This is a genomic window from Rhizobium indigoferae (assembly GCF_034554815.1).
Taxonomy (GTDB): Bacteria; Pseudomonadota; Alphaproteobacteria; order Rhizobiales; family Rhizobiaceae; genus Rhizobium; species Rhizobium leguminosarum.
On sequence record NZ_CP140635.1, the window covers coordinates 1,074,887 to 1,098,951 of the forward strand.

The window sequence follows — 24,065 nt, forward strand, 5'->3', positions numbered from 1 at the left end:
GAGAAGGCAGGTCGTCATGACCGAGTTGGACGCCAGCGAATTTCGTTCTCTCATCATAAGTGTGTTTCCTGAACTCACGGCCTCCGTCTTCAAGCTGGCGGCGAAGGGCTGGGATTCGATGGCGGTCGACGTTGACGACACGCTGATCTTCAAGTTTCCTCGCAATCTCGGCGCGGAAAGAGCGCTGCAGAAGGAAGCCGCCTTGCTCGACATCGTTCGGCCGTCGTTGTCGATGGCGGTTCCAGACATGCGCATTCATGACGGGCCGCCGATCTTCTCCAGCCATGCCAAGCTCGACGGCGAACATCTCATCGCCGAAGATTACGATGCGCTTGGCGAAGGCGATCGTCAGCATCTCGCCGAAGATCTCGCCCGCTTTTACGCCGAGTTGCACGTGCTCGATGCCGATCGCCTGCGCTCGGCCGGTGCCGGCGCGATCCAGCCATGGCAATCGCCGGAGACGGTGCGAACGAGGGCTTTGCCGCTGCTGCCGCCTGACATCAAGAGCTTTGCCCAGGCCATCATTTCCGATTTCGAAGCCTTGCCGCCCGATCCTTACGGCAGCATCTACGGCTTCTTCGATGGTCACGGCTGGAACATGGCCTTCGACCATACGCAAAAGCGGCTGAATGGCATTTATGATTTTGGCGATTCAGGCTTTGGCCCGTTGCACCAGGAATTCATCTATTCGAACTTCATCTCGCCCGATCTGACCGCCCGCATCGTATCGGCCTATGAAATGCTGACTGGACGCAGGCTCGACCGGCGGCGCATTGCGATCCTGACGGGTTTCCATCGTCTTTCCGAACTCGCCGAATTTGCGGACGATCCGGCTTACGTCGAACAGATGATCCTAAGTGCGGCGACATGGGCGGCGGCGGCCCGCGTTGGCTGAGAGGAAATGCTCAGACGGACCGCGCCGCGCCGCCGTCGCAGCGGATCAGCGAGCCGGTGATGTAGCTTGCCGGCTGGCTGCACAGGAAGGCAGCGGTTGCGGCAAATTCCTCGACCCTGCCGTAGCGGCCGACCGGAATGCGCGCTTCCTTGTCGGTACGGATCTCCTCGAGGCTCTTGCCAGTCCGCTTTGCCGCAGCCCCATCGAGATCGTCGAGCCGCGCCGTCAGGATACTGCCCGGCAGGAGCAGGTTGGTGGTGACGCCGAAGCTCGCCACTTCGGAGGCAAGCGTCTTGCTCCACCCGGCAAGGGCCGGGCGTAGCGTATTCGACAGCGCCAGATTGGCAATCGGTTCGACCACGCCGGATGAGGCAACCGTGAGGATGCGGCCCCAGCCCTGCGCCTTCATGCCGGGCAGCAGCGCATTGGTGAGCGTGATCACCCGAGCGACCATGGAGAGGAAATAGCTTTCGAGCTTTTCGCCCGTCATGTCCTCGGTCGTGCCGGGCGTCGGTCCGCCGGTATTGTTGACAAGGATATCGAGCCCGCCGAACTTCTCCCTCACCGCCGTCGTCGTCATCTCCACGAAGCGTTCGTCCCCGAGGTCGGCCCAGATCCAGTCGGCCCGGCCTTTGCCTTCGCCATTGATCGCCTTGCAATTGGCGTCCAGCTGTTCGCCGCTGCGCCCGCAGAGCAGCACGTTTGCGCCTTCCCGCGCCAGCGCCACGGCGATGCCGAGGCCGAGGCCGCGCGAAGAGGCGAGGACGAGTGCCCGTTTGCCCTTGATGCCGAGATCCATGATTGTCCTCCGATATGTCAGAGCGATGTATAAGGCGCAAGCAGCGGAAAAGGAAAGGGAATGTGACCGGTTCGGCAGCGTTTGATAATTGACGTTGACGTAAGCGTTATGTAATTCTGCCTTATGAGACGTCATCATTGTGCGAATTGGAAGATTGGCTGTCGTATCCCGGCTCGACAATGCTTTCTCGTTTTGACAAGAAAGTGCCATGACGGGGATGACGGCCGCGTGCCGCCAAGCGGAGACGAGTGAATGACCGAGACGACTGAGCTGCCCGAACGCGAGAGCATGGAATTCGACGTGGTGATCGTCGGCGCCGGTCCTGCCGGTCTTGCGGCGGCGATCCGGTTGAAGCAGGTCAATCCGGAGCTGTCGGTCGTCGTGCTGGAGAAGGGCGCGGAAGTCGGCGCGCATATCCTCTCGGGCGCCGTGGTCGACCCGATCGGCATCGACCGGCTGTTGCCCGGCTGGCGCGACGAGGCCGATCATCCGTTCAAGACCAAGGTCACATCAGATCACTTCCTGCTGCTTGGTCCGGCCGGCTCTGTTCGCCTGCCGAATGTGCTGATGCCGCCCCTGATGAACAATCACGGCAACTACATCGTCTCGCTTGGCCTCGTCTGTCGCTGGCTGGCGGCCAAGGCCGAAGAACTCGGCGTCGAGATCTATCCGGGTTTTGCCGCAACCGAGGTGCTCTACAATGACGAGGGTGCCGTCATCGGGGTCGCCACCGGCGACATGGGCATCGAGAAGAACGGCGAACCCGGCCCGAACTATACCCGCGGCATGGAACTGCTCGGCAAATATGTGCTGATCGGCGAGGGTGTGCGCGGCTCGCTCGCCAAGCAGCTGATCGCCAAGTTCGATCTGCAGAAAGACCGTGAACCGCAAAAGTTCGGTATCGGCATCAAGGAGCTCTGGCAGGTGAAGTCCGAGAACCATCGGCCGGGCCTGGTGCAGCACTCCTTCGGCTGGCCGCTTGGCATGAAGACCGGCGGCGGCTCCTTCCTCTATCACCTGGAAGACAATCTGGTGGCCGTCGGCTTCGTCGTCCACCTCAATTACAAGAACCCCTATCTCTATCCCTTCGAGGAATTCCAGCGCTTCAAGACCCATCCGGCGATCCGCACCACCTTCGAGGGCGGCAAGCGGCTGTCTTATGGCGCTCGCGCCATCACCGAGGGCGGCTATCAGTCGGTGCCGAAGCTTTCCTTCCCCGGCGGGGCGCTGATCGGCTGTTCGGCCGGTCTCGTCAACGTGCCGCGCATCAAGGGCAGCCACAATGCGGTGCTGTCGGGCATGCTGGCGGCCGAGAAGATCGCCGCCGCGATTGTATCAGGCCGCAGCCATGACGAGGTCGCCGAGATAGAGAATGAATGGCGCAAGGGCGACATCGGCCGCGATTTGAAGCGGGTGCGCAACGTCAAGCCGCTGTGGTCGAAGTTCGGCACCGCACTTGGCGTAGCGCTCGGCGGCTTCGACATGTGGACCAACACGCTGTTCGGCCTTTCCGTCTTCGGCACGCTGAAACATGGCAAGACCGATGCGCAGTCGCTCGAACCTGCCTCGATGCACAAGCCGATCGCCTATCCGAAACCCGATGGCGTCCTGACCTTCGATCGGCTGTCCTCGGTGTTCCTGTCGAACACCAATCACGAGGAAGACCAGCCGGTGCATCTGCAGGTCAAGGACATGGCGCTGCAGAAGAGTTCGGAACACGACATCTATGGCGGCCCGTCGACGCGCTACTGTCCGGCCGGCGTTTATGAATGGGTGGAAAAGGATGGCAAGGACGTCTTCGTCATCAACGCCCAGAACTGCGTGCACTGCAAGACCTGCGACATCAAGGACCCCAACCAGAACATCAACTGGGTGCCGCCGCAGGGCGGCGAGGGGCCGGTCTATCCGAACATGTGAGGCGGCTTGTCCTCGCGGCCGACAATTTCACGTGCTGACGCCTTCGTGATCGCCTCCTGCCGGAGGCTGTTAGCCGTTCGTTAACCATAATTTCCTTAGCTTGCGACATCGTGTTGACGCACTAAGGACACATTCATGACGATCTCCCGCCGGGGCTTCTTGATCGCCCTGCCGCTTTTCGTGGCCGGCTGCTCTTCGACCGGTCTGAACAACCAGACCAATTATGCTGCACTTCCGGACGAAAAATTCCCGTTGAAGCAGGTGCCGATCGACAAGATCAAGCCGGAGCTCCGCCGCCAGGAAGTGGCCTACGAAACCACCCATGCTGCCGGCACCGTGATCGTCGATACACCCGCGCGCCGCGCCTATTACGTCCTCGGCGGGGGCAGGGCAATGCGTTATGGTGTCGGTGTCGGTCGCGAGGGGCTGGCCTTTGCAGGTAACGCCTATATCGGCCGCAAGGCCGAGTGGCCGAGCTGGACGCCTACCGAAAACATGCAGCGCCGTGAAGAGCGCTATCGCAAGCTTGCCGGCGGCATGCCGGGCGGCCCGAACAACCCGCTCGGTGCGCGGGCCATGTATCTCTTTCGCGGCGGCAACGACACCCATTTTCGCATTCATGGCACCAACCAGCCGCAATCGATTGGTCTGGCCATGTCGAGCGGATGTGTCCGCATGATGAACCACGACGTGATCGACCTCTATAGCCGCGTCGAGGTCGGCGCCAGGGTCGTCGTCATCCAGGCCTGACTTGGCCGTTCGAAGCTCGATAAGGACGCCGTCTCTAGTGAAAAAGCCGCCGCAGCGATTGCTGCAGGCGGCTTTCATCTGCCGTTGGTGTTGGATTTCAGCGGCGCGGTGCCGCAATACCCGTCGAAAGCGCCACGCCGATGCCGGTGATCACGGCGGCACTGATTTCCGTCATGCCGATGGCTTCGCCAAGCAGCAAGCCGCCGCCAAGCGTTGCGAGCACCGGCGTCAGCGCCGTGAAGGCGGCGGCCTGTGTTCCCCCGAGTGTTCTGACGGCGGTGCCGTAGGCGACCATGGCGACGAGGCCGGAAAGAATGCCCTGGCTCAGCACCTGCAGGCCGATCTCCTGAAGAGGAACCTGTGGCAGCGAGATGCCGAAGATGAGGGCGAGCGCGCCCATGATCAGGAAGGACCAGACGGCGATCAAGGCGCTCGCCTGCACGGCGGTCAGGCCCGAGCGGCGGAAGGCATGCGTATAGCTTGCCCATAAAACGGCGCCGGCCGGCAACAGCACGAAGCTCGTCCATGGCAGCGAGGCGTCCGCAAGGCTGCGCGTGAGCAGGATCAGCACGCCGGCGACGATCGCAACGAGCCCAGCGATGCGGGTGCTGTCGGGTCTTTCGCGAAACAGCACAATGCCGATCAGCGCCGCGGCAAGCGGCATGGAGCCGCCGAGCAGGATCCCTGAGGAGGCGGCCGGCGTCGAGTGGATTGCCAGCGTCGTCAGCAGGAAGAAGACGGCGCCGGAGCCTGATACCATGATTGCCAGCAGGTGAAGTGGCATGGCCTTCGGCAGCAGCCCCGTCTTCAGCCAGACGGGTGAAAGCACCAGCGCCGGAATTCCGAAGCGGATCAGCCCAATGTCGATCGAGCCGAGCGGCGTTGCTGCGCTATGGCGGGTGACAAGAAACCATGTCGCCCAGATCAGCACGGTAATAGTGCCGCCGGCATAACCCAGTACCTGCGACGGCGACTTGTCGTTCGTGAAAGCAATGGTGGTCATCGTCCTGTCCTTTCTTTCATCCGGAGCCTGTCCGGTTGAAGAGAAGACTAGCGCCAGAGGTCAGGGCATGTCCTTGCTATCTCTAGCTCAAAAATCATGTTATGCGCAATCTTCTGCCAATTGATGCCAGCAGGGATCATGAAAATGCCAAATCTCGATAAATTCGATATCGCCATCCTGAAGTGCCTGCAGGAGGATGCGCGGGCCACCAATGTCGAGATCGCCGAGAAGGTGAACCTTTCGCCGTCGCCCTGCCTGCGCCGCATCCGCAATCTCGAACGCTCCGGGATCATCCGCGGTTACACCGCGGATATCGATCGCAAGGAAGTCGGTCTCGGCCTCACCGTCTTCGTCGAATTCAAGGTCGTCCAGCACAGCCGCGAAAATTCCGAGGCGCAGCAGAAGGCTCTGCTCGCCATCCCCGAGATCGTCTCCTGCTTCCTGATTTCAGGCACGGCCGATTTCCTTGCAGAAGTGGTGGTGGAGGATCTCGCCGCCTACGAACGGCTTCTGACCGAAACGCTGTTGACCTTGCCGAATGTCAGCGACATCCGCTCGAATTTCGCCATCCGCAGCATCAAGACGCACGGGCCGCTGAAACTGCCCGAGGGAAAATAATTCCCCTCGGGCATGCTTGCAGGTTAGAGCAGCGTCCCGCTGAGGATGAGCAGCGCCACCGAGAAGTAGATGACGAGCCCGGTGACATCGACCAGCGTGGCGACAAAGGGGGCCGAGGCGCTGGCCGGATCGAGCCGGAGCTTCTGCAGCACGAAGGGCAGCATCGAGCCGCAGATCGAGCCGAAGGTGACGATCCCGATCAGGGCGGCAAACACCGTGACGGCGACCATCTGCCAGTGCGGGCCGTAATCGTAGAGCCCGGCCGACTGCCAGAAGACGATGCGGACGAAGCCGACGAGGCCGAGGATCGCGCCGAGCACGATGCCCGTCGGCAGTTCGCGCAAAAGCACCTTCCACCAGTCCGAAAGCTTCAGCTCGCCGAGCGCCAGCGCCCGGATGATCAGCGAGGTCGCCTGCGAACCGGAATTGCCGCCCGAGCTCATGATCAGCGGGATGAACAACGTCAGCACCACGGCCTTTTCCAGCTCGCCTTCGAAATGCTGCATCGCGCTTGCCGTCAGCATCTCGCCGAGGAACAGGGCTGCGAGCCAGCCGGCGCGCTTGCGGATCATGCCAGCGAAGCTGATCTTCATGTAGGGCTGGCCGAGCGCCTCCATGCCGCCGAACCTCTGGGCCGCTTCCGTCGTGTCCGATATCATCGTGTCGATCACGTCATCGACGGTGACGATGCCGAGCATCTGCCCATGTTCGTCGGTCACCGGCAGCGCGAGCAGGTCGTGCTTGCGGATCAGCCGGGCGACATCCTCCTGCTTCATCAGCGGATCCGCCGATACAGGCGCGCCCTTCTGTGCCACCGAGAGGATTGAAGCGTCCGGCTCGCCGGTGATGAGGCGACGCAGCGTCACCACATGCAGCAGCGCATGGCTGACCTCGTCCAGCACATAGATGGCGTAGACGGTCTCGCGCGAGCGTTCGACCTGGCGCACATGGTCGAGTGTGCGGGCGACGGTCCAGCTATCAGGCACGCTGACGAACTCCGTCGTCATGATGCCGCCGGCCGTGCGCGGCGGATAGCCCATCAGGTGCTGGATCGCGATGCGCACCGGTTCGTCGAGGCTGGAGAACAGCCGGGCGCGAGTCTCGCCGTCGAGTTCAAGCAGCACGTCGGCGACGCGGTCGTTGGACATGCCGTGCAGCAGCCGTGCGGCGTCCTCGGCGCTGATCAGCGCAAGAATCTGTGCGGCGTTGCGAAGCTCCGGCCGGTCGAGAATGTTGACCGCATAGTCGAGCGGCATGCCGCATAGAACACGCCCGGCGTCCTGGACGCTCAGCGCGTTCAACGCTTCGACGCGTTCGGCGATCGTTGCGCCGCGGCTGTTGTTGATGAAGGCACGGGCGGCATGGCCTGCCCGAAGAGGGAAGCGATTGATATTCATTTGAGGCTCGCCTTTCCGTCGATCCGCCGTAGCGTCCGATCGGGCGAGCCGACAGGAGTCGGTCAGCGCACGAGGGTCGCGTACGGCAAGGGCAATCGACTGCTACTGTCGCTTGGCATCGTTATGATGGCTCCGTTGAAATCCGTGGCTGACGAGTGTCGTCCACGTCAGTGCTAGGTGGTCCCGAACGCGGAAAAAGTCAAGCGGGGTAAATGCTTAACGCCAGAATGTCGCACCCTGCGATGCGGCATTCCAGGCGGGTTTATACGACCTTGCGGGAAATACCGGGCCTGCTGGCTGGAATCTCAGAATCGTGCAAGCACAGCCTTGCCCTTCATCCTGCCGCTTTCGACCATGGCATGCGCCGTCTTGAGGTTTGCCGCATTGATTGGCCCGACGATCTTTGAAAGCGTCGTGCGGATCTTTCCGCCGTCGACGAGCTCGGAAACCCTGTTCAACAGCTTGTGCTGCTCGATCATGTCAGGCGTGCCGTAGAGCGGGCGGGTGAACATCAACTCCCAATGAACTGAGACGGCCTTTCGCTTGAAGGGCACGATGTCGAGCGTCTTCGGATCGTCGATCAATGCAAAGCGGCCCTGCGGCGCAATCGCTTCGACGATGTCGCCAATATGGCTGTCGGTATTGGTGGTCGAGAATATGAATCCCGGCGCGCCGATGCCGAGCGCTGCCACCTGCGGCGCGATCGGTTTGGAATGGTCGACGACGTGATGCGCGCCGAGTTCCTTCACCCAGTCCTGCGTCTCCGGCCGCGAGGCCGTGGCGATCACCGTCAGATCGGTCAATGCTCGGGCGATCTGAATGGCGATCGAGCCGACGCCGCCAGCACCGCCGATGATCAGGATGGAGCGTCCCGCTCCTGAAACCGCGTCCTGCACCTTTAGCCGGTCGAACAGCGCTTCGTAGGCCGTAATCGAGGTCAGCGGCAGGGCGGCCGCAGCAGCGAAATCGAGGCTTTTCGGTTTGGTGCCGACGATGCGCTCGTCGACGAGATGGAATTCGGCATTGCTGCCCGGGCGGCTGATGACCCCGGAGTAGAACACCTCGTCGCCGGGCTTGAACAGGGTGACATCAGTGCCGATGGCCTTGACGATGCCGGCGGCATCCCAGCCGAGCACCCTGAGCTCGTCCGCGGGCGGTGCGGAATGGGCGCGCACCTTCACGTCGACGGGATTGACCGAAACGGCTTTGATCTCGACGAGCAGATCGTGGCCCCTAGCCTCCGGCATCGGCAGCTCGACATCGATCAGCGAGGTCTCGGCGGAGATCGCTTGGGGCGTTTTATAGGCGACGGCGCGCATGGGAAACTCCTGTGTTCGTTGCACGGAAGCTAGATGCGCACTATGTTCTGACAACGCAAGAATGCACAAATTCTGTACGTAGTACCCAAAAGGATACTGTAAAATGTCATTGCCGCGCGCCAAGCTCGTCAAGAATTTCCCCGGCTGCCCGGTCGAAGCGACGCTGACTTACCTCGACGGGAAGTGGAAGGGCGTCATCCTCTTTCATCTGATGGAAGGAACCCTGCGCTTCAATGAATTGCGGCGTAAGCTGCCGGCCGTGACCCAGCGCATGCTGACCAAGCAACTGCGTGAATTGGAAGAGTCCGGTCTGGTATCACGCACCGTCTATCCGGTCGTGCCACCGAGGGTGGAATATGCAATGACGCCGCTCGGCATGACGCTGAAGCCTGTCATCCAGGCGTTGGCCGCCTGGGGTGACGATTATGTCTTCTGCAGCCCGGAAGGCCGCGAGCTGCGCTTGGCCTCAGACGGCCTGCGCGCTCCGGTCGCGGCGCTCGAGGCGTAGCGAGGCTGCAAAGACGAAGAGGCCGAGAAAGGATAGCACCGCACCGACATAGCCGGTCGCCGCAAAACCGTAGCCCGCCGCGATGACGAGACCGCCGAGCCAGGCGCCGATCGCATTGGCGATGTTGAAGGCGGAATGGTTGGAAGCTGCCGCTAACGTCTGCGCATCGGCGGCGACATCCATCAGCCGCGTCTGCAGCGCCGGACCGGCGGCAAAACCGCAACCGACGAGGAAGACGCAAAGGCCGAGCATATAGGGGTTGGCGGCGGTCAGCGAGAAGGTGGTCAGCACGACGACATTATAGATGAGCGACCCGCCGATCGTGCCCAGCAGCGATTTGTCGGCGAGCCACGAGCCGATGAAATTGCCCGCATTCATGCCGACGCCGAAAAGGACCAGCATGATCGGAACGGCTGTTTCCGGCAGCATAGCCACCTCAGTCGTCGTCGAGGCGATATAGCTGAACATCGCGAACATGCCGCCGTAACCGACGGCGGCGATGCCGAGCGTCAGCCACACCTGCGGCCGGCGGAAGGCGCCGAGTTCGCGCAGGAAGCCAGCTTCCTCGGAAACCCTGTCCTTCGGAACGTAGAACCAGATCAGCGCCACCGTCAGCAGGCCGAGCACGCCGACCGAGAAAAACGCCACCTGCCAGTCGAGCGACTGGCCGAAGAATGTCGTCAACGGAGTGCCGAGAAGTGTCGCAACGGTCAGGCCGAGCATGACGCGGCCAACGGCACGGGCGCGGCGATGCACCGGCACCATCGAGGCGGCGACAAGGGCCGCGACGCCGAAATAGGCGCCGTGCGGCAGGCCGCTGACGAAGCGCAGCAGCGTGAAGCTTTCGAAGGTCGGCGCCATGGCGCTTGATATGTTGCCGGCGGCAAAGATCAGCATCAGCGTCAAAAGCAGCGTGCGGCGCGCCATCTTCGCGGCGAGCACGGCAATGACGGGTGCGCCGACGACGACGCCGAGCGCATAGGCGCTGATGACGTAGCCGGCTTGTGGCGTCGTGACCGAGAAGGTGTCGGCGACATTGGGCAGCAGCCCCATGATCGCGAATTCGCCGGTACCGATGCCGAAGCCGCCGCAGGCGAGCGCCAGTTGGACCAGCGCCACGGTCATTGCCGACGGCAGTTCTCCATCCTGGCTATCGACGGAGTCCCGACTATCGACTGAAATATTGGCGGCAATCTCACTCACGAGAGCTCCTCGAGGCGGTTTCTGCTTGGCAATGGCCCTGGCACAGACGCGAGCCGATCGGTGGGAAATGGCGGGAGGTGGAGACGAGGTCTCCAATACGCCATCTATCCGTGACCTCTCGGCCGCCGTCGAGTGCATTTTTTGCAGTGCAGCGTCCTGCTATGTGCATACGTCTATTGCAATTTTTGCATTTCTGTCCCTTCTCCGGAAAGATGGCTGCGCTTGAAATCGCCGATACCGCAACCATCTCAAGGGCAAGGCAGGAGTATTTTCCGCGCCAGAGACGGGAGCTCTCATGAAGCTTGTAGGCTTTTTCAATCGCGACGGCGGTACCTTCAAGACCACCGACATGCCGGCCTATGAGAAGAGGGCGGAAGCGGCTTTCCGCGAAGCGGGACACGATTTCGACGCCATCGTCTTCTCAGGAAAGGAAATCATTCCCGCCATGGAGCGGGCGGCCAAGCGCGATGATATCGACGGTATCGTCGCCGGCGGCGGCGACGGCACGATTTCGGCAGCGGCATCGATCGCCTGGAAAAACGGAATTGCGCTCGGCGTCGTCCCCGCCGGCACGATGAACCTCTTTGCCCGCTCGCTGCGGGTGCCGCTCGATATCTGGCAGGCGCTTGATGTGCTTGCTTCCGGCGAGGTCGACAATGTCGATATCGCCAGCGCCAACGGCCGGCCCTTCATCCACCAGTTTTCCGCCGGCCTGCATGCCCGCATGGTGCGCTACCGCAACGCCTACAGCTATCGTTCCCGGCTGGGCAAGATCCGGGCAAGCACGAAGGCGGCTTTGGGTGTTATCTTCAACCCGCCGGAATTCGAGGTCGAGTTCGAGGCGGCCGGCATGCGGGAGCGCCGCAGGGTGTCGGCGATCTCGGTCTCCAACAATCCCTTCGGTGAGAATGCGCTGCTCTACGCCGATAATTTGACAAGCGGCGAACTCGGCTTCTACACGGCAAATCCGCTGAAGCCTCTGGGTGTCGCCCGCCTCGCCGTCGACATGCTGCGCGGCAAGGTCCGCGAGAATGCCGATGTCATGGTGCTGCACCCGGCCGAAGTGCACCTGCATTTCCCCAAACTGCGCTTCAAGGCCAATTGCGTCATGGACGGCGAGTTGCTGCCGCTCCAACGCGATGTCTCGATCCGGCTGCATCCGGGCGAATTGAAGGTCCTCGTCAAGCAGGGCCTTGCGGCGCAGGTGGACGCCAGCGAACGCCGCGAGCCCGCAGCATAAGTCGGCCGCTGCATAGTCTTCAGAGCCGCGGCAGATAAGTGCGGTAGTCGAAATCCGAAACCGTGCGCAGATGCGCAAGCGCTTCCTTGCGCTTGGTGTCGCCATAGAGCGCCTGATAACGTGCGCCGAAGATATCGGCGATGAAGGGCGAGGTGCGGAAGGTCTCGACGGCGCTGAGGAAATCATGCGTCAGTCGCGTCGTATTCACAGACGTGTGCGAGGGCGTGGTCTCTTCGCCGGGGTCGAGTTCGCCATCGAGACCGGTGAGCATGCCGCCAAGGATTGCGGCGAGCAGCAGATAGGGATTGGCATCGGCGCCGGCGACGCGGTGTTCGATGCGTGCGGCCGGCCCATCCTTGTCGGGTATGCGGATCGCCGTGCCGCGATGACCGCTGCCCCAGGTCAGATCGACAGGCGCAAACGAGCCCGGCTGGAAGCGCCGGTAGGAATTGGCGAAGGGAGCGAAGATCAGCTGCGCCTCGCGCATGGTGTTAAGCAGGCCCGCTGTCACCGATTTGAGCCGCTTCGGCTCGCCGCCCTTGGCGTCGAGGATGTTGCGGCCTTGCCGGTCGATGATGCTCGCGTGCACATGCAGGCCGGAGCCGGCATGGTCGGAATAAGGCTTGGCCATACAGGTCGATTTCAACCCGTGGCGGCGCGCCGCCTGTTCGGCGATGCGCTTGAGATAGAGGCAATCATCGGCGGCTGCCAGCGCGTCAGCGCGGTGCAGCAGGTTGACCTCGAACTGGCCCGGACCAAATTCCGCCGTCGTCGCATCCGCCGGCAGCCCCTGTACGCTCGCATAGGCCCTCAGCGTCCTGAGATAGCCGTCGAGCGCGTCGACAGCGCTCATGTCGTAGAGCTGGAAACCGTTTGGTTCGCCGCGATAAGTAAGGCTTTCGGGCGGGGAAGGGCGTCCGGTCTCGCGCCAGTCTCCCGACATCACGTAGAATTCCAGCTCGGTTGCCACAACAGGCGTGAGGCCGCGCGTGGCATAGCGCTCCAGCACTGCGGCGAGGATGGCGCGCGGATCCATGAAGCTCGGGCTGCCGTCGAATTCGTGCATGGTGGCGAGCACCTGCATCGAGCCCTCCGGCGCCCAGGGCATCGGCGCCAGGCTGCGTCGGTCGGGGGCGAGCTTGCCATCAGGGTCGCCGATCGTCAGCGACAGGCCGGTGATGTCGTCATTGTCGTCACCCCAGATGTCGAGCGATTGCGTCGACGTCGGCAGGCGGATGTCGCCGGCCCAGACCTTGTCTTCGGCGCTGGGCGGAAGCTGCTTGCCGCGCAGGTCGCCGTTCATGCCGACGATCAGGATCTCGAAACGTGGGTCGCCGTCGGCAGTGCCGTCCATCCTGTCGCTCGCCATGACCTTGAAAATCCTCCGGGGCAAGGCCAAGCTCCTATCCCATCGATAGAGGCCTTTCAATCCGCGGGGCTCTTTTCCCAGTCATGCCCGACACTTGCCCCCCCTCCAAGCTTGCCGCGATCGACGCCGCGCACCATCTGCATCCCTTCGCGGACATCAGGAAGCTGAATGCCTATTGGCCAGAGATCGACCGCATCCGCAAGGCGCGCAACATCCTCCTTTGGCAATGGGGCTCTTGCGAGAAAGCAGCTATGTCGATGCCGGGTCAACGTAGCTGCTGTCGGATAATGGGCAAAGCCAAGGTGAGGAGCGCGGCGAAAACCATGACGACACCATAAGGTACCTTCCGGCTCGCCCGGATTTCCTCGACGCGCATGAAAAAGGCGAGATGTGCGACGGGCAGCGGCACCGGCAGCCGCAGGACCAGGAGCGTCACGACGCCGAGCACGAGGAGCAAAAACGAAAACGGCAGCATTCCGTGCCATCCGATAAAAAGGCCGATCGGCAGGAAAAGCTTGGCGTCTCCTGCGCCAAACAGCCGGAACGCCCAGAGCGCCACCCCAAGGGCGAACATCAGCAGACCGGCTCCGACGTCGCCGCCAATTCCGCTTGAAGCAAACAGCGCAGCGCCGACATCCTGTGAGCCAAGGATCACGGCGACCGTGCGCAATGCATAAAGTGCAACGAGCGCGAGCACGATCGTGTTGGGGATCTTCCATGTGCGGAAATCGGTCCAGGCGGCGTAGAGAAAAAGAAATACCGAAAGCGAACTAATAACAGCGATCATTTGCGGCATGGTATTCACCCTTTTGGGCTATTATAGCCTGATTTTCAAGTTGCTCTACAGTAAATACAGACGACTGAGTCAGTTTTTACGAATGCGCACCGGGACTTTGGTCTTAACCATAAAGTATAGATTTCGAGAGCTTGCGTATAAAACGATTGACTAATTTAGAGTTAAGAGATTATTAATGGTCCCAGTCGAAGAGGCGGTCTCGACGACAAGGCGGCCGGGGGGAATACGGCGCACAACTTATCTGGGAGGAAATTCTCGATGAAAGCCTTTGTAAATAGCGTACGCGCTTTCGCGCGAGAAGAAGACGGCGTCGCACTCACTGAATACCTCATTCTGCTTGCCTTGCTGGTTGGCGGTGTGATCACGGCGGTGACATTGGCCGGCACCAATCTGGCTGCCGTTTGGAACGGCTGGGCAGGCTGGTTTACGGCCAAGCTGACTGTCCCAGCCGCCTGATATTGGCGTCCGAAAAAGCGAGGGGTTTTATTAACCCCTCTCTTCTAAATTAGCATCAATGAATGGATGCGCTCCGTCCAGTGTAGCGAGTAACCGCGATGCGTTCCTCAACGATTTTAAGTCTCGTTATTGCGTTTGTGCTCGCAGCAGCAGCAGTGTTCGGCATGCGCGAGTATCTCTCCGATCAGAAGGCCCTGCTGCTGGCGATGAACGGCATGAAGGCCGAGGAAAGAACACTCGTTGTCGCCGACAAGCCAATGCGCTTCGGTGACCGGATCCGATCCGAAAACCTCAGAGCCATTCCGTGGCCCTCGAATGAAACACCCGCAGGCTCGTTCGTCAGCATCGAGGCGGTCGTTGGCAGCGATGCCCAGCCGCGTTATGCCATGGCGGCGATCGACCCCGGCGAGCCGGTGCTATCCTCGAAAATCACTGGTGCCGGCGAACGCGCCACGCTGTCGGCGGCGCTCGACCAGGGCATGAAGGCGGTTTCCATCCGCGTCAACGACGTGCTCGGCGTTGCCGGCTTCGTCAGGCCTTCCGATCGCGTCGACGTGCTTCTGACACGGGTCGTACGCGGGCCGGCGGGCAACGATCAGAGCTTGGTTGATGTGCTGCTGCAAGGCGTCAAGGTGCTGGCGGTGGACCAGACGGCAGACGAGCGCAAGGACGAGCCGTCCGTCGTGAAAACCGTGACCTTTGAGGTCACGACCGATGAGGCGCAGCGCCTTACTCTCGGCTCCAGTATCGGCACGCTGTCCCTGGCGCTTCGCAATATTGCCTCTTCCTCTATCGAGCAAACACGACAGATCACCGTCGCCGACCTCGGTGGCGGGGCGATGGCGGCGGAGCTCGGCAATGATCTGGAAAAGAATAAGTTGCCAGAACCCGAAAAACAAGTGCAGATTGTGGAGCCAAAGGTTGAGCCGGTATTGTCGGTCGAGCCTAAGTGGGTAACAGTGGGGGTCTGGAACACGACGAAGCGCGAGGAGCACCGAGTCGGCCTGATCCAGTGATGTTTATGCGGCCTGCCGCGGGTGCGGCCAGCCGAAGGAGGGGGCTAAAGCAGGCATGGCGAACGGTAAGAGACGAATCGCAAGGATGAAAAGCCTTGCGGCACTGGCGGCAGTGTTTTCGGCCTGTGTGTGTTTAGGGCCTGGATTTGCCGGCTGCGCCAACGCACAGGAAAAGTCGGTCACCCTCGGCAAATCGGTCCAGCATGTGACGTTGCCTCCGAACGAGACGCTGACGCTCAATACCGGCCAGCCCTTCGGTGATCTGGTCATCGGCAGCGCCGATATGATCGACGTGGTGCCGCTTTCCGATCGATCGCTGTTCATTCGCGGCAAGAAGATCGGCGCCACCAATATCTCGGTCTATGGCGACGACAAAGCGCTTCTCGGCGTCATCGACATCCGCGTTGCCAGCGATTTCAGCGAGGTCGCCGCCGCCATTCGGTCTGCCGCACCCTCGGCCCGGGTCAGAGTGGTCAACTCCAACGATCGTATTCGCCTGACAGGCATGGTCCGTGACGGCGTTGAATTGCAGCGGGTGATGGAAGTCGCCCAGTCCTATTCCGACCAACCGGTGCTGAACCAGTTGCGCGTCAGCGACAGCCAGCAGGTGATGCTGGAAGTCCGTGTCATCGAAGCCTCCCGCCAGACGGGTCGTGACCTTGGGATCGGTTGGTCCGGGCACGGCAACAACGGCATCGGCAAGGCAACGACCAGCCAAGGTATCACCGTGAATGATGACGGCAGCCTGGCCCGTAGCCTCCTTGACCCCAAGGGTGCGGCAACGGGTATGCTGCCCTTCGGCCAGTTGATCGCCAAGGTGCTGGAAATCTCCGGCGGGCGCATCGACGTGGTCATCAATGCGCTCGAGCAGAAGGGATTGGTGCGTCGTCTGGCTCAGCCGAACCTTATCGCCATGAGCGGCTCGACCGCCAGCTTCCATGCCGGCGGTGAAGTGCCGATCCTGAAGACGACGAACAACGGCACGACAGTCGCCACCGAGACGGACTATCGCCCCTTTGGTGTGCGGTTGACCTTCAAGCCGGTGGTGCTTGACGACGGCGTCATCAATCTGGAGATCGAGCCTGAGGTTTCCGAGCTTGATCCGTCGATCAACGTCAACGGCAATCCAGGTTTCATCTCGCGTGCTGCGAGCACCACGGTAGCGCTTCGCGACGGCCAGAGCTTTGCCATGGCGGGCCTGCTGCAGTCGATCAATGCCAAAGACATCCAGCAGCTGCCGGGCCTCGGGAAGATACCGATCCTCGGCGCACTGTTCCGTTCGACGAGTTTCCAGAAGAAGGAATCCGACCTCGTCATCGTCGTCACCCCGCACATAGTGCGACCGGCTCGCCCGGGCGAGGACCTCTATAGTCCGCTCGACCAGACGCGTTCGTCCAACGACGTCGAGCTTTTTGCGCTCGGTGTCCTGGAAGTCGACAAGGACATGCTCCGACGCTTTCGCAATGGCGTAGGCGTGACTGGGCCTTATGGCCACCGTCTCGACCTGAACCAGGGAGTCCAAGCCGTTGCTACAAAACGCTAAACGCGTCCTTCTCGTCCTTGCAACCGCCGGCCTCGCTTCCGGCTGTGCCGACTACATGAACCATCGCGATACGATCACCTTCGGGGCCGGCAACGCCATGGAAGCAAACAAGGCCATCCATACCGAGGACCCGTTCCCGCCGGAAGCTCAGCGAACCCGTATCGCAAGCGACGGCAAGGTAATCCGCAGGGCGGTCACTCAGTATCAGAACGGCGGGGTGGGCGTTATTCAGCCGTCGCCGGCCATGGAGGCCAATGGGGCGTCCAGTGGGGCCACCGTCAGCCAGTAGCTGTTCGAAAGGCATGAACGGCGGCAGCGCGCCGAAGGGGAAATGCACGAAACAGGGTCGTCACGGCGATAGCGCCGCGATGGGGGTATGCCAATGCTGAGCAGGGTTATCAGACGGTTCTGGAACGATCATCGTGGCTATGTCATCGCCTTGACGCTCATCGCCATGCCGATGCTTCTCGGTTTTTCGCTGCTGATCATCGATGTCGGCCGCAGCAGCAACCTGCATACCGATCTTCAGAACGCGGTCGATGCGATGGCGCTGGCCGGAGCCCGCGAACTCGATGGCCGCGATGATGCCATTTCGAGGGCGCAGACGGCGATCGAGAAAATCGCCAATAGTGCGGCTTTTTCCGGGGGCGGGGCCGGCATGTCGCTTGGCTCGCATATTACCGTGGCCTACCACGCCGGCAACGATGCCGGGAGCACGGTCACCGTGCTTTTTCTGAATAGCATCCCCGCCAACGACGATACGCCCATCCCGTCTTCGATGCAAACGACCACGGCCAGCGAAGCGTCCTACGCCTGGGTCATCGCCAAGCCGCAGGCGATGCAGACGATCTTTCCGATCCCGGTTGGTTTCACTCGCAGTACGATCAATATCGCCGCCGACGCCGTGGCGGTATACCACGCCAGCGCCTGCGACGTGACGCCGATCTTTATCTGCAATCCGTTCGAGCCGGCGGGCAACACGAGTGAAAGCGCCAGCGAAGTTGCAGCCGCGGCCCTGCACACCAATTTTGCGGCCGGCAATCTCTACGGGCGACAGATCGAGCTTCACAGCACCTCGGCGTCCAATCCCGGCCCCGGCAATTTCGGGTTCCTGCGGACCCCCTTGGGCAATGGTGCGTCCGTGCTGGCGGAGGCTCTCGCCACCGGCAATCCCGGTACCTGCTACACGCAGGACAGCCTCGATACGGAGACCGGCGCAAAGGCGGGGCCAGTCGAGGACGGCGTGAATACGCGCTTCGGTTTTTACTCCTCGTCGTTCAACAAGGCGAACGGCGACTATCATTACCGACCGGCCCAAAATGTGCGCTCCGCCCAGTCGATCAGCGGCAACGGAAAGAAGGGCTGCGATACTTATGATCCGGTCACGGTGGGAGCCGTTGTCGGCGATGCCACCAAGGCTTTGCCGCTCGGCTACGGAGCGTCCATGACCTCGCTTGCCGGCGGCAAGATCAGCAGCAGCAACAATTGGCAGTACATGACCTATTGGAATGTCGCGCAGGGAACGGCCGCGCCCTCGGTGAGCACGGTCCTCGGCAGCCACTCCAGTTATCCGGCGCCGACCGGAACACCAAGCCAACCCTCCGCTTACGATGTTTATCGTTACGAGCTCGCAAACCCGTCTCTCATCAGCCATGCCTCGGCCAATGGTGAGACCGGGACACCGGCAACCGGCGGCCAGTGCTATACCGGCCCGGACCTTTCGAACTATACGGCGGCCGAATATGGTGATCGCCGCGAGATCTTCTCAGCCATTGTCAATTGCGGCTATGAAGCCTCGGTCGGCCATTTAAACGGTCACAAGGCCACGCGCGCCGTGGCCTTCGCGCGCATGTTCCTGACCAAGCCGGCGATAAAGGAGGGCGGCGAACGATACCTTTCCCTGGAGATGATCGACATCACCGGCAAGGGTGGTCGCGGTACGCTCGACGAATTCCTGCGGGAAGAAGCGGAGTTGGTCAGATGACGGCGCTCCGCAATTTCATCCGGCATCGGCTTTGCCTCGGCTTCTGGCGGCGGGAGGAAGGCGCGGTGCTTGCCGAAGCGCTGCTCGCCATCCCCTTTGTGACGCTCTTTGCGGCGGGGATACTGGAGTTTGGCAGCATCTTCTGGGAGCGTATGCAGATCGACGCAGGCTTGCGCGATGCGGGGCGTTACCTTTCGCGATGCCGGCCGGAGTCGGGAACCTATGTGCCGACATGCAATCAGGCGACTGCGAAGACGATCGCCTTTTACGGAACGCAAACACCTGCGGCAGGCGCCATACCCCGTGTCCCCGGCTGGAAGGACGCTGCCGACATCACCATCACTGCACCCGATGCAGACGGGAACATCACCATTTCCACTGCTCATCTCTACGAGACCTCGCCGGTGTTCGGCTTTCTCGGAATCGACGCCATCACGATCAGCTCATTCCATGAAGAGAGATACATCGGATGGTGACCTCTAGGGCGATCAAGACCTTCTGGCAGGATAGCAGCGGTGCCAGCCTTGTCGAAGCATTGCTGACCTTTCCGATCGTCATGCTGGTATTCGCCGCCTTCATCGAGTTCGGCTATGCCATGTCGCAGTGGAACCAGACCGTCAAGGCACTGCAATATGGTGCCCGTCTGGCGGCCGTATCCGATCCGGTGACGACGAATTTCAATGCCGTTTTCCCGATCGGAGCTGCCGATCCACTCAACAACGGCAAAGCGGCGCCGAACGATGCCACGATATCCTCGACCTGCGGGCCGGCTCTGGCGAACTGCACGGCGGCATTGAACCGGATCGTCCTGGGAAGTGACGGCCTTTGCAACGCGGGAACTGATCCTCACCCCGGCATTTGCGACCTCAATTGGCGCATCACGCCGGATAAGCTGATGGTCACCTACCAGCGATCGGGGCTCGGCTACTGGGGCCGGCCGGACGGGCCCGTGCTGACGATGCGGCTGGAGGTACGCGATATCACTTTCGATCTGCCGATCCTCGGCGGGCTGCTGGGACTTAACGACATCACCATCCCGGCCCATCCGGTGACGATCACGACGGAAGATCTAAAGACGTGCTCAACCTGCTGACTCCTTAAAGTATGCGTAGGAAAGCGAAATGACAGCTCACATGAACATTGCCGCATCCACCAAGATCCTGGTTCTCTCCGACGACGCGGCTGCAGCGAGCTTCATGCTCGATACGTTTGGGTCGCTTTCGCGTTACGATGTCCGCCATCTCTCGCTGAAGGCGCTCGGAGAAAAGGGCCGGTTCGATCCGACGCAGTTCGACCTGATCGTTCTCGACGTCGACAACGGGAAATTGCTGCACCAGCCGGAACTCTTCGCGTTTCGCACCAGCTATCGGGACATTCCGCTCGTCGTCGTTTCCGAAGACCTGCCGGACGACATGCTGCGGCTGCTCTTCCGCCTGAACGGCAATGACTGGCTGAAGAAACCGCTCGAGCGCCGCGCACTGATCGACATGATTTCGACCCATGCCCCAGGCACTGGGGCCAGCGACAGCCGGGTGCATGCCGTGGTCTCAGCCGTCGGTGGCGCGGGCGCCAGCATGATCGCTTCGTCGCTTGCGCATGCGCTGGCCCAGCCGACCAAGAACTCGACGCCGCGGGTTGACTTGTTCGACACGGATTTTTGCTCCGGGATGCTTGGCTATTATCTCAACCTCGTCAACGACTACGACTTAAAACCAGTCATCGCCAATCCTTCCCGGGTCGATCTGGAATTCATCGATCTGGTTCGAAAGCGTCATTCGGGGGGCTTTTCACTGCTGTCCTTCAAGCAGCCAGCAGTCCTTCTGGCACCCAAGGGCCGGGAACTCGTGCTGCGTATGCTCGACGTAGCCGCCTTCGAGAGCGACCACACGATCATCGACATTCCCTATTATGACACGCCGTGGAAATACGAGGTGCTCAGCTCGGTCAACAGCATCTGCATCGTCACCGAAATGACGGTCCCTGCGCTTTCTCAAGCCAAGGATTTGTTTGCCAATCTGGTACGGCTGCGCGGCAGTTCGGATCAGATATTCGTCGTCATCAACAAATACCGCAGCAAGCTTTTCGGCCTCGGCCTGCGCCGACAACAAACGGAGAAGATCTTCAAGGAGATCCCGACGCATGTCATTGCGGATGACTGGGATACTCTGAGCGAGGCAGTCAACCGCGGCGTGCTGCCAGCTCAAGTGAATTCCCGGGCGCGCTTCTGCGGCGCGGTCGGCAAACTTGGAGCACTGGTGCGATGACGGCGATCGACAGTGGGCGCATACGGTCCCGCGCCGCCGATGTCGGTCTTGCGGTTTTGGCAATTCTGGCCGCTGTCGGGAACGCTGCGGCAGGCGGGCTTGTGCCGCGAAGCCTTGGGCCGACGACGAGCGCCGTGGTGACGATCGAAAAAAGCTATGCGGCTGGGACAATCGTCATCGTCAGCGGCAATCGTACGCTGGATCTCGTCATCTCCGAAGGACGCGCGATCCGTTACAAAATCGGCGTCGGACGAGACGGATTTCGCTGGAGCGGTACCGTCAAGGTTGGACGCAAGGCAGAGTGGCCTGACTGGCGCCCGCCTGCCGAGATGAAGGCGCGCTCAGCCGGACTTCCGGACCTGGTACCTGCCGGACCGCTTAATCCCTTGGGTGCCCGCGGGATCTATCTCTACAAGGGCGGGACCGACACGCTCTATCGCATTCATGGAACGAACGAGCAGTCGACGGTCGGCGGTTTCGCGTCATCGGGCTGTTTTCGCATGAGCAATGCCGACGTCATCGATCTCTATGCGAGGGTGAAAGTCGGTTCCACGGTCATTGTAAAATAAGAGTTCAGGGGTGGGAAACATGGCGAACGGTATCATTGGGCGTTTCTACAAGCAGCGGGAGCCGGAAAGCCGCGAACATCGTGAGGCGGCCGAACTGTCTTTGGTCGGCGCAGTTGAAAACATGCCTGCCCAACCGGCCTCCGACAGCGCCACGGCGAGCGGCGAAGAGGCTTCGTTCGGGCCGGACATGGTTTCCGAGCGGGTCAATCTGCACCGCTACCTGCTCGATCGCATCAACCTCGGGATCCTCGACACACTCGACAACGAGGAGATCGCCACCGAGATCCGGCCGTTGGTCAAGGACTATATCCGGAACAACAACTTTCCGCTGAATGCCAAGGAAATCAATGATCTGATCCGCGATATCACCGACGAGATGCTCGGGCTGGGACCGATCGAGCCGCTGCTGGCCGATGACACGATCGCAGATATTCTCATCAACGGCTACAACAGCGTCTATGTCGAGCGAAGCGGCAAGCTCGAGAGCACCGCCGTGCGGTTCAAAGATGAGGACCATCTGCTTCGGGTGATCAACAAGATCGTATCGGCGGTTGGCCGCCGTGTCGACGAGTCAACGCCGATGGTTGACGCCCGCCTCAAGGACGGCTCGCGTGTCAACGTCGCCATCAGGCCGATCTCGGTCGATGGACCGCTCGTTTCCATTCGCAAATTCACGCGCAAGCCGCTGACAATGGAGCGCCTCGTGCAATATGGCGCTATGGCCGATGCGATGCGCATCCTTCTTAGCGCCGCGGTCAAGGGCAAGGTGTCCATGGTCATTTCAGGCGGCACCGGTTCTGGCAAGACCACCTTGCTCAACGCGCTCTCGTCGCAGATTTCTCCAAAGGAGCGTCTGATCACCATCGAGGATGCGGCCGAGCTTCAACTGCAGCAGCCACATGTCGGGCGTTTGGAAACCCGGCCGCCGACGCTCGACGGACGCAACGAGATCCGTCAACGCGAACTTTTGAAAAACGCCCTGCGCATGCGTCCCGACCGCATCATCGTCGGCGAAGTACGCGGCGACGAGGCGTTCGACATGCTGCAGGCGATGAATACCGGTCACGAAGGGTCGATGACGACCATTCACGCCAACACGCCGCGCGACGCCGTCGGTCGGCTTGAGCAGATGGTCGGCATGGCAGGGATGCCGATGTCGCAGTTGAGCATTCGCTCGCAGATCTCGTCCGCCATCACCATGATTGTGCAGGTCCAGCGCCTGAGCGACGGCAGCCGCAAGATTGTCTCGATTTCCGAGATCACCGGCATGGAGGGCGAAGTCGTGCAGATGCAGGAGATTATGAAATTCAAGAAAATTGGCGCCGATGAAGGCGGGCGGATTCATGGAGAATTCCGCGCCACCGGCATCCGGCCGCGGTTCGTCGAGGAATTTGCCGAACTCGGAATCGAGATCCCTTTGACGATTTTTGATCCCGGCAAACCGCTGCAAACGGGACCTGTTCAATGACCCTGACTCTCCTTTATGCGGCCGTTTTCACTGCCGCCCTGGTTGCTGTCGAAGCGATCATGCGCAGCTACTTCAAGAGCTCCGAACGACACCGCGCCGTGAACCATCGGCTGAGCTTGCTCGAGGTCAGCGATGATCATCGCAAGACCTATAGCGATATGCTGAAGGAGCGCGGTGCCGGCGACAGTTGGCGGCAAACCCCCATCATGCAGCGGCTGCTGCAGTTCTACGCCCAGTCGGGAATCAAGTTCGATGCCATGCGATTTGCTCTCTTCGCGATCGCGGGTGCCCTTTTGACGTGGCTGGCCGTTGGGTTCCTCGTGCCGAGCACTCTGTTCAGGATCCCCGTCTTTCTCCTGATCTGTCTCCTCATCCCTGCACTCGTCGTCTGGCGCGCCCGGGCGCGCCGCATGAGGAAATTCGAACTGAAGCTTCCTGAAGCGCTCGATGTCGCCAATCGCAGCTTGGCCGCCGGCCATCCGCTGCCGGCGGCGATTTCTTTGGTGGCACGCGAGATGCCTGATCCGATCGGCACCGAGTTCGGCCTCCTCTCGGATGAACTGACCTACGGCGTGACGCTGGACGATGCCCTCGTCAACTTAGCCGACCGGGTCGGCGTCGAGGATCTGAACCTGCTTGCGATATCGCTGAGCGTACAGGCCGGAACCGGCGGAAACCTCGTGGAGATCTTGCAGAACCTTTCGAAGACGCTGCGAGACCGGACGATGCTGAAGGCAAAGGTCAAGGCGATTTCCTCGGAAGGACGCATCACGGCGATCTTCATGTCGGTCTATCCGTTTCTGCTCTACGCGATGATCAAGGCGTTGTCGCCGACCTACTTCGATCCCCTCTGGGATAGCGGCCACGGAACCGTCGTGGTGAGCGCGCTGCTGGCCGTCATGGCGATCGGGAATGTCATTCTCTACAAGATGGTCAACTTCGAGTACTGAG

General features: G+C 61.3%; 25 protein-coding genes. 17 read left to right on the plus strand and 8 right to left on the minus strand.

Features of this window, described 5'->3' with window-relative positions:
• Positions 1-16 precede the first annotated feature (16 nt).
• Positions 17-895, plus strand: coding sequence for a phosphotransferase family protein (locus U5G49_RS05510; protein WP_193444736.1), 879 nt, complete (start codon positions 17-19; stop codon positions 893-895).
• A 10-nt stretch (positions 896-905) separates the two neighbouring features.
• On the opposite strand, the gene U5G49_RS05515 is transcribed toward U5G49_RS05510, so the two are convergent.
• Complete coding sequence (locus tag U5G49_RS05515; protein ID WP_193444735.1) at positions 906-1,694, minus strand: SDR family oxidoreductase; 789 nt, start codon at positions 1,692-1,694, stop codon at positions 906-908.
• A 252-nt stretch (positions 1,695-1,946) separates the two neighbouring features.
• Between U5G49_RS05515 and U5G49_RS05520 the strand changes: the two genes are divergently transcribed.
• Positions 1,947-3,611, plus strand: a complete 1,665-nt coding sequence (locus tag U5G49_RS05520) for an electron transfer flavoprotein-ubiquinone oxidoreductase (protein ID WP_193444734.1) — start codon at positions 1,947-1,949, stop codon at positions 3,609-3,611.
• A gap of 135 nt (positions 3,612-3,746) precedes the next feature.
• A complete protein-coding gene (locus U5G49_RS05525; RefSeq protein ID WP_193444733.1) occupies positions 3,747-4,361 on the plus strand; it encodes a L,D-transpeptidase in 615 nt (204 codons plus the stop codon).
• 97 nt (positions 4,362-4,458) lie between these two features.
• On the opposite strand, the gene U5G49_RS05530 is transcribed toward U5G49_RS05525, so the two are convergent.
• Positions 4,459-5,364, minus strand: coding sequence for a DMT family transporter (locus tag U5G49_RS05530; protein WP_193444732.1), 906 nt, complete (start codon positions 5,362-5,364; stop codon positions 4,459-4,461).
• Between the two features lie 96 nt (positions 5,365-5,460).
• On the opposite strand from U5G49_RS05530, the gene U5G49_RS05535 reads away from it, so the two are divergent.
• On the plus strand, positions 5,461-5,982 hold the full coding sequence (locus U5G49_RS05535) for an Lrp/AsnC family transcriptional regulator (RefSeq protein WP_193444731.1): 522 nt from the start codon (positions 5,461-5,463) through the stop codon (positions 5,980-5,982).
• Between the two features lie 23 nt (positions 5,983-6,005).
• On the opposite strand, the gene mgtE is transcribed toward U5G49_RS05535, so the two are convergent.
• Positions 6,006-7,379 carry a magnesium transporter gene (gene mgtE, locus U5G49_RS05540; protein ID WP_193444730.1) on the minus strand — a complete coding sequence of 458 codons (1,374 nt, stop codon included), beginning with the start codon at positions 7,377-7,379 and terminating at the stop codon, positions 6,006-6,008.
• Between the two features lie 305 nt (positions 7,380-7,684).
• The gene (locus tag U5G49_RS05545; RefSeq protein WP_193444729.1) at positions 7,685-8,698 is read right to left on the minus strand and encodes a zinc-binding alcohol dehydrogenase family protein; all 1,014 of its coding nucleotides are present in this window, start codon (positions 8,696-8,698) and stop codon (positions 7,685-7,687) included.
• Positions 8,699-8,801: 103 nt separating this feature from the next.
• Here U5G49_RS05545 and U5G49_RS05550 point away from each other — a divergent pair, with 103 nt between their 5' ends.
• The gene (locus U5G49_RS05550) at positions 8,802-9,206 is read left to right on the plus strand and encodes a winged helix-turn-helix transcriptional regulator (protein WP_018241335.1); all 405 of its coding nucleotides are present in this window, start codon (positions 8,802-8,804) and stop codon (positions 9,204-9,206) included.
• On the opposite strand, the gene U5G49_RS05555 is transcribed toward U5G49_RS05550, so the two are convergent.
• Positions 9,165-10,409, minus strand: coding sequence for an MFS transporter (locus U5G49_RS05555; RefSeq protein ID WP_193444728.1), 1,245 nt, complete (start codon positions 10,407-10,409; stop codon positions 9,165-9,167). The two genes, U5G49_RS05550 and U5G49_RS05555, sit on opposite strands and share 42 nt — an antisense overlap.
• A 295-nt stretch (positions 10,410-10,704) precedes the next feature.
• On the opposite strand from U5G49_RS05555, the gene U5G49_RS05560 reads away from it, so the two are divergent.
• Entirely contained in the window at positions 10,705-11,649 is a 945-nt protein-coding gene (locus tag U5G49_RS05560) for a diacylglycerol/lipid kinase family protein (protein WP_193444727.1), read from the plus strand.
• A gap of 19 nt (positions 11,650-11,668) precedes the next feature.
• Here U5G49_RS05560 and U5G49_RS05565 read toward each other — a convergent pair whose 3' ends face one another.
• Genes U5G49_RS05565 through U5G49_RS05575 form a run of 3 tightly spaced genes read right to left on the minus strand, consistent with a single transcriptional unit; the run spans position 11,669 to position 13,814 of the window.
• Complete coding sequence (locus tag U5G49_RS05565) at positions 11,669-13,018, minus strand: glutamine synthetase family protein (RefSeq protein ID WP_193444726.1); 1,350 nt, start codon at positions 13,016-13,018, stop codon at positions 11,669-11,671.
• 56 nt (positions 13,019-13,074) lie between these two features.
• Complete coding sequence (locus tag U5G49_RS05570) at positions 13,075-13,245, minus strand: hypothetical protein (protein ID WP_165403084.1); 171 nt, start codon at positions 13,243-13,245, stop codon at positions 13,075-13,077.
• A gap of 38 nt (positions 13,246-13,283) precedes the next feature.
• Complete coding sequence (locus tag U5G49_RS05575; protein WP_193444725.1) at positions 13,284-13,814, minus strand: A24 family peptidase; 531 nt, start codon at positions 13,812-13,814, stop codon at positions 13,284-13,286.
• A 258-nt stretch (positions 13,815-14,072) separates the two neighbouring features.
• On the opposite strand from U5G49_RS05575, the gene U5G49_RS05580 reads away from it, so the two are divergent.
• From U5G49_RS05580 to U5G49_RS05630, 11 genes are all read left to right on the plus strand, one after another.
• Positions 14,073-14,270: a Flp family type IVb pilin gene (locus tag U5G49_RS05580; RefSeq protein ID WP_193444724.1), complete on the plus strand. Its 198-nt coding sequence runs from the start codon at positions 14,073-14,075 to the stop codon at positions 14,268-14,270.
• 98 nt (positions 14,271-14,368) lie between these two features.
• Complete coding sequence (cpaB, locus tag U5G49_RS05585) at positions 14,369-15,286, plus strand: Flp pilus assembly protein CpaB (RefSeq protein WP_018241341.1); 918 nt, start codon at positions 14,369-14,371, stop codon at positions 15,284-15,286.
• Positions 15,287-15,341: 55 nt separating this feature from the next.
• Positions 15,342-16,829, plus strand: coding sequence for a type II and III secretion system protein family protein (locus tag U5G49_RS05590; RefSeq protein ID WP_193444723.1), 1,488 nt, complete (start codon positions 15,342-15,344; stop codon positions 16,827-16,829).
• Positions 16,813-17,118: a hypothetical protein gene (locus U5G49_RS05595; protein ID WP_193444722.1), complete on the plus strand. Its 306-nt coding sequence runs from the start codon at positions 16,813-16,815 to the stop codon at positions 17,116-17,118. The genes U5G49_RS05590 and U5G49_RS05595 overlap by 17 nt, the downstream gene beginning before the upstream one ends.
• Positions 17,119-17,211: 93 nt before the next feature.
• Entirely contained in the window at positions 17,212-18,813 is a 1,602-nt protein-coding gene (locus U5G49_RS05600) for a TadE/TadG family type IV pilus assembly protein (protein WP_193444721.1), read from the plus strand.
• On the plus strand, positions 18,810-19,289 hold the full coding sequence (locus U5G49_RS05605; protein WP_193444720.1) for a TadE/TadG family type IV pilus assembly protein: 480 nt from the start codon (positions 18,810-18,812) through the stop codon (positions 19,287-19,289). Before U5G49_RS05600 ends, U5G49_RS05605 begins: the two co-directional genes overlap by 4 nt.
• Positions 19,283-19,906, plus strand: coding sequence for a TadE/TadG family type IV pilus assembly protein (locus U5G49_RS05610; protein ID WP_193444719.1), 624 nt, complete (start codon positions 19,283-19,285; stop codon positions 19,904-19,906). Before U5G49_RS05605 ends, U5G49_RS05610 begins: the two co-directional genes overlap by 7 nt.
• A 28-nt stretch (positions 19,907-19,934) precedes the next feature.
• Entirely contained in the window at positions 19,935-21,077 is a 1,143-nt protein-coding gene (locus U5G49_RS05615; protein ID WP_193444718.1) for a pilus assembly protein, read from the plus strand.
• Positions 21,074-21,646, plus strand: coding sequence for a L,D-transpeptidase (locus tag U5G49_RS05620; protein WP_018241348.1), 573 nt, complete (start codon positions 21,074-21,076; stop codon positions 21,644-21,646). Before U5G49_RS05615 ends, U5G49_RS05620 begins: the two co-directional genes overlap by 4 nt.
• 19 nt (positions 21,647-21,665) lie before the next feature.
• Positions 21,666-23,114 (plus strand): CpaF family protein, encoded by a 1,449-nt coding sequence (locus tag U5G49_RS05625; protein ID WP_193444717.1) that lies wholly within the window; start codon positions 21,666-21,668, stop codon positions 23,112-23,114.
• A complete protein-coding gene (locus tag U5G49_RS05630; RefSeq protein ID WP_193444716.1) occupies positions 23,111-24,064 on the plus strand; it encodes a type II secretion system F family protein in 954 nt (317 codons plus the stop codon). The genes U5G49_RS05625 and U5G49_RS05630 overlap by 4 nt, the downstream gene beginning before the upstream one ends.
• Position 24,065: the final 1 nt, after the last annotated feature.

What these genes read in the sequence shown, in the direction of transcription:
- U5G49_RS05510 (WP_193444736.1), top strand. Translation starts at nt 17, where the DNA reads ATGACCGAGTTGGACGCCAGCGAATTTCGTTCTCTCATCATAAGTGTG.
- U5G49_RS05515 (WP_193444735.1), bottom strand. Translation starts at nt 1,694, where the DNA reads ATGGATCTCGGCATCAAGGGCAAACGGGCACTCGTCCTCGCCTCTTCG.
- U5G49_RS05520 (WP_193444734.1), top strand. Translation starts at nt 1,947, where the DNA reads ATGACCGAGACGACTGAGCTGCCCGAACGCGAGAGCATGGAATTCGAC.
- U5G49_RS05525 (WP_193444733.1), top strand. Translation starts at nt 3,747, where the DNA reads ATGACGATCTCCCGCCGGGGCTTCTTGATCGCCCTGCCGCTTTTCGTG.
- U5G49_RS05530 (WP_193444732.1), bottom strand. Translation starts at nt 5,364, where the DNA reads ATGACCACCATTGCTTTCACGAACGACAAGTCGCCGTCGCAGGTACTG.
- U5G49_RS05535 (WP_193444731.1), top strand. Translation starts at nt 5,461, where the DNA reads ATGTTATGCGCAATCTTCTGCCAATTGATGCCAGCAGGGATCATGAAA.
- mgtE (WP_193444730.1), bottom strand. Translation starts at nt 7,379, where the DNA reads ATGAATATCAATCGCTTCCCTCTTCGGGCAGGCCATGCCGCCCGTGCC.
- U5G49_RS05545 (WP_193444729.1), bottom strand. Translation starts at nt 8,698, where the DNA reads ATGCGCGCCGTCGCCTATAAAACGCCCCAAGCGATCTCCGCCGAGACC.
- U5G49_RS05550 (WP_018241335.1), top strand. Translation starts at nt 8,802, where the DNA reads ATGTCATTGCCGCGCGCCAAGCTCGTCAAGAATTTCCCCGGCTGCCCG.
- U5G49_RS05560 (WP_193444727.1), top strand. Translation starts at nt 10,705, where the DNA reads ATGAAGCTTGTAGGCTTTTTCAATCGCGACGGCGGTACCTTCAAGACC.
- U5G49_RS05565 (WP_193444726.1), bottom strand. Translation starts at nt 13,018, where the DNA reads ATGGCGAGCGACAGGATGGACGGCACTGCCGACGGCGACCCACGTTTC.
- U5G49_RS05575 (WP_193444725.1), bottom strand. Translation starts at nt 13,814, where the DNA reads ATGCCGCAAATGATCGCTGTTATTAGTTCGCTTTCGGTATTTCTTTTT.
- U5G49_RS05580 (WP_193444724.1), top strand. Translation starts at nt 14,073, where the DNA reads ATGAAAGCCTTTGTAAATAGCGTACGCGCTTTCGCGCGAGAAGAAGAC.
- cpaB (WP_018241341.1), top strand. Translation starts at nt 14,369, where the DNA reads ATGCGTTCCTCAACGATTTTAAGTCTCGTTATTGCGTTTGTGCTCGCA.
- U5G49_RS05590 (WP_193444723.1), top strand. Translation starts at nt 15,342, where the DNA reads ATGGCGAACGGTAAGAGACGAATCGCAAGGATGAAAAGCCTTGCGGCA.
- U5G49_RS05600 (WP_193444721.1), top strand. Translation starts at nt 17,212, where the DNA reads ATGCTGAGCAGGGTTATCAGACGGTTCTGGAACGATCATCGTGGCTAT.
- U5G49_RS05605 (WP_193444720.1), top strand. Translation starts at nt 18,810, where the DNA reads ATGACGGCGCTCCGCAATTTCATCCGGCATCGGCTTTGCCTCGGCTTC.
- U5G49_RS05610 (WP_193444719.1), top strand. Translation starts at nt 19,283, where the DNA reads ATGGTGACCTCTAGGGCGATCAAGACCTTCTGGCAGGATAGCAGCGGT.
- U5G49_RS05615 (WP_193444718.1), top strand. Translation starts at nt 19,935, where the DNA reads ATGACAGCTCACATGAACATTGCCGCATCCACCAAGATCCTGGTTCTC.
- U5G49_RS05620 (WP_018241348.1), top strand. Translation starts at nt 21,074, where the DNA reads ATGACGGCGATCGACAGTGGGCGCATACGGTCCCGCGCCGCCGATGTC.
- U5G49_RS05625 (WP_193444717.1), top strand. Translation starts at nt 21,666, where the DNA reads ATGGCGAACGGTATCATTGGGCGTTTCTACAAGCAGCGGGAGCCGGAA.
- U5G49_RS05630 (WP_193444716.1), top strand. Translation starts at nt 23,111, where the DNA reads ATGACCCTGACTCTCCTTTATGCGGCCGTTTTCACTGCCGCCCTGGTT.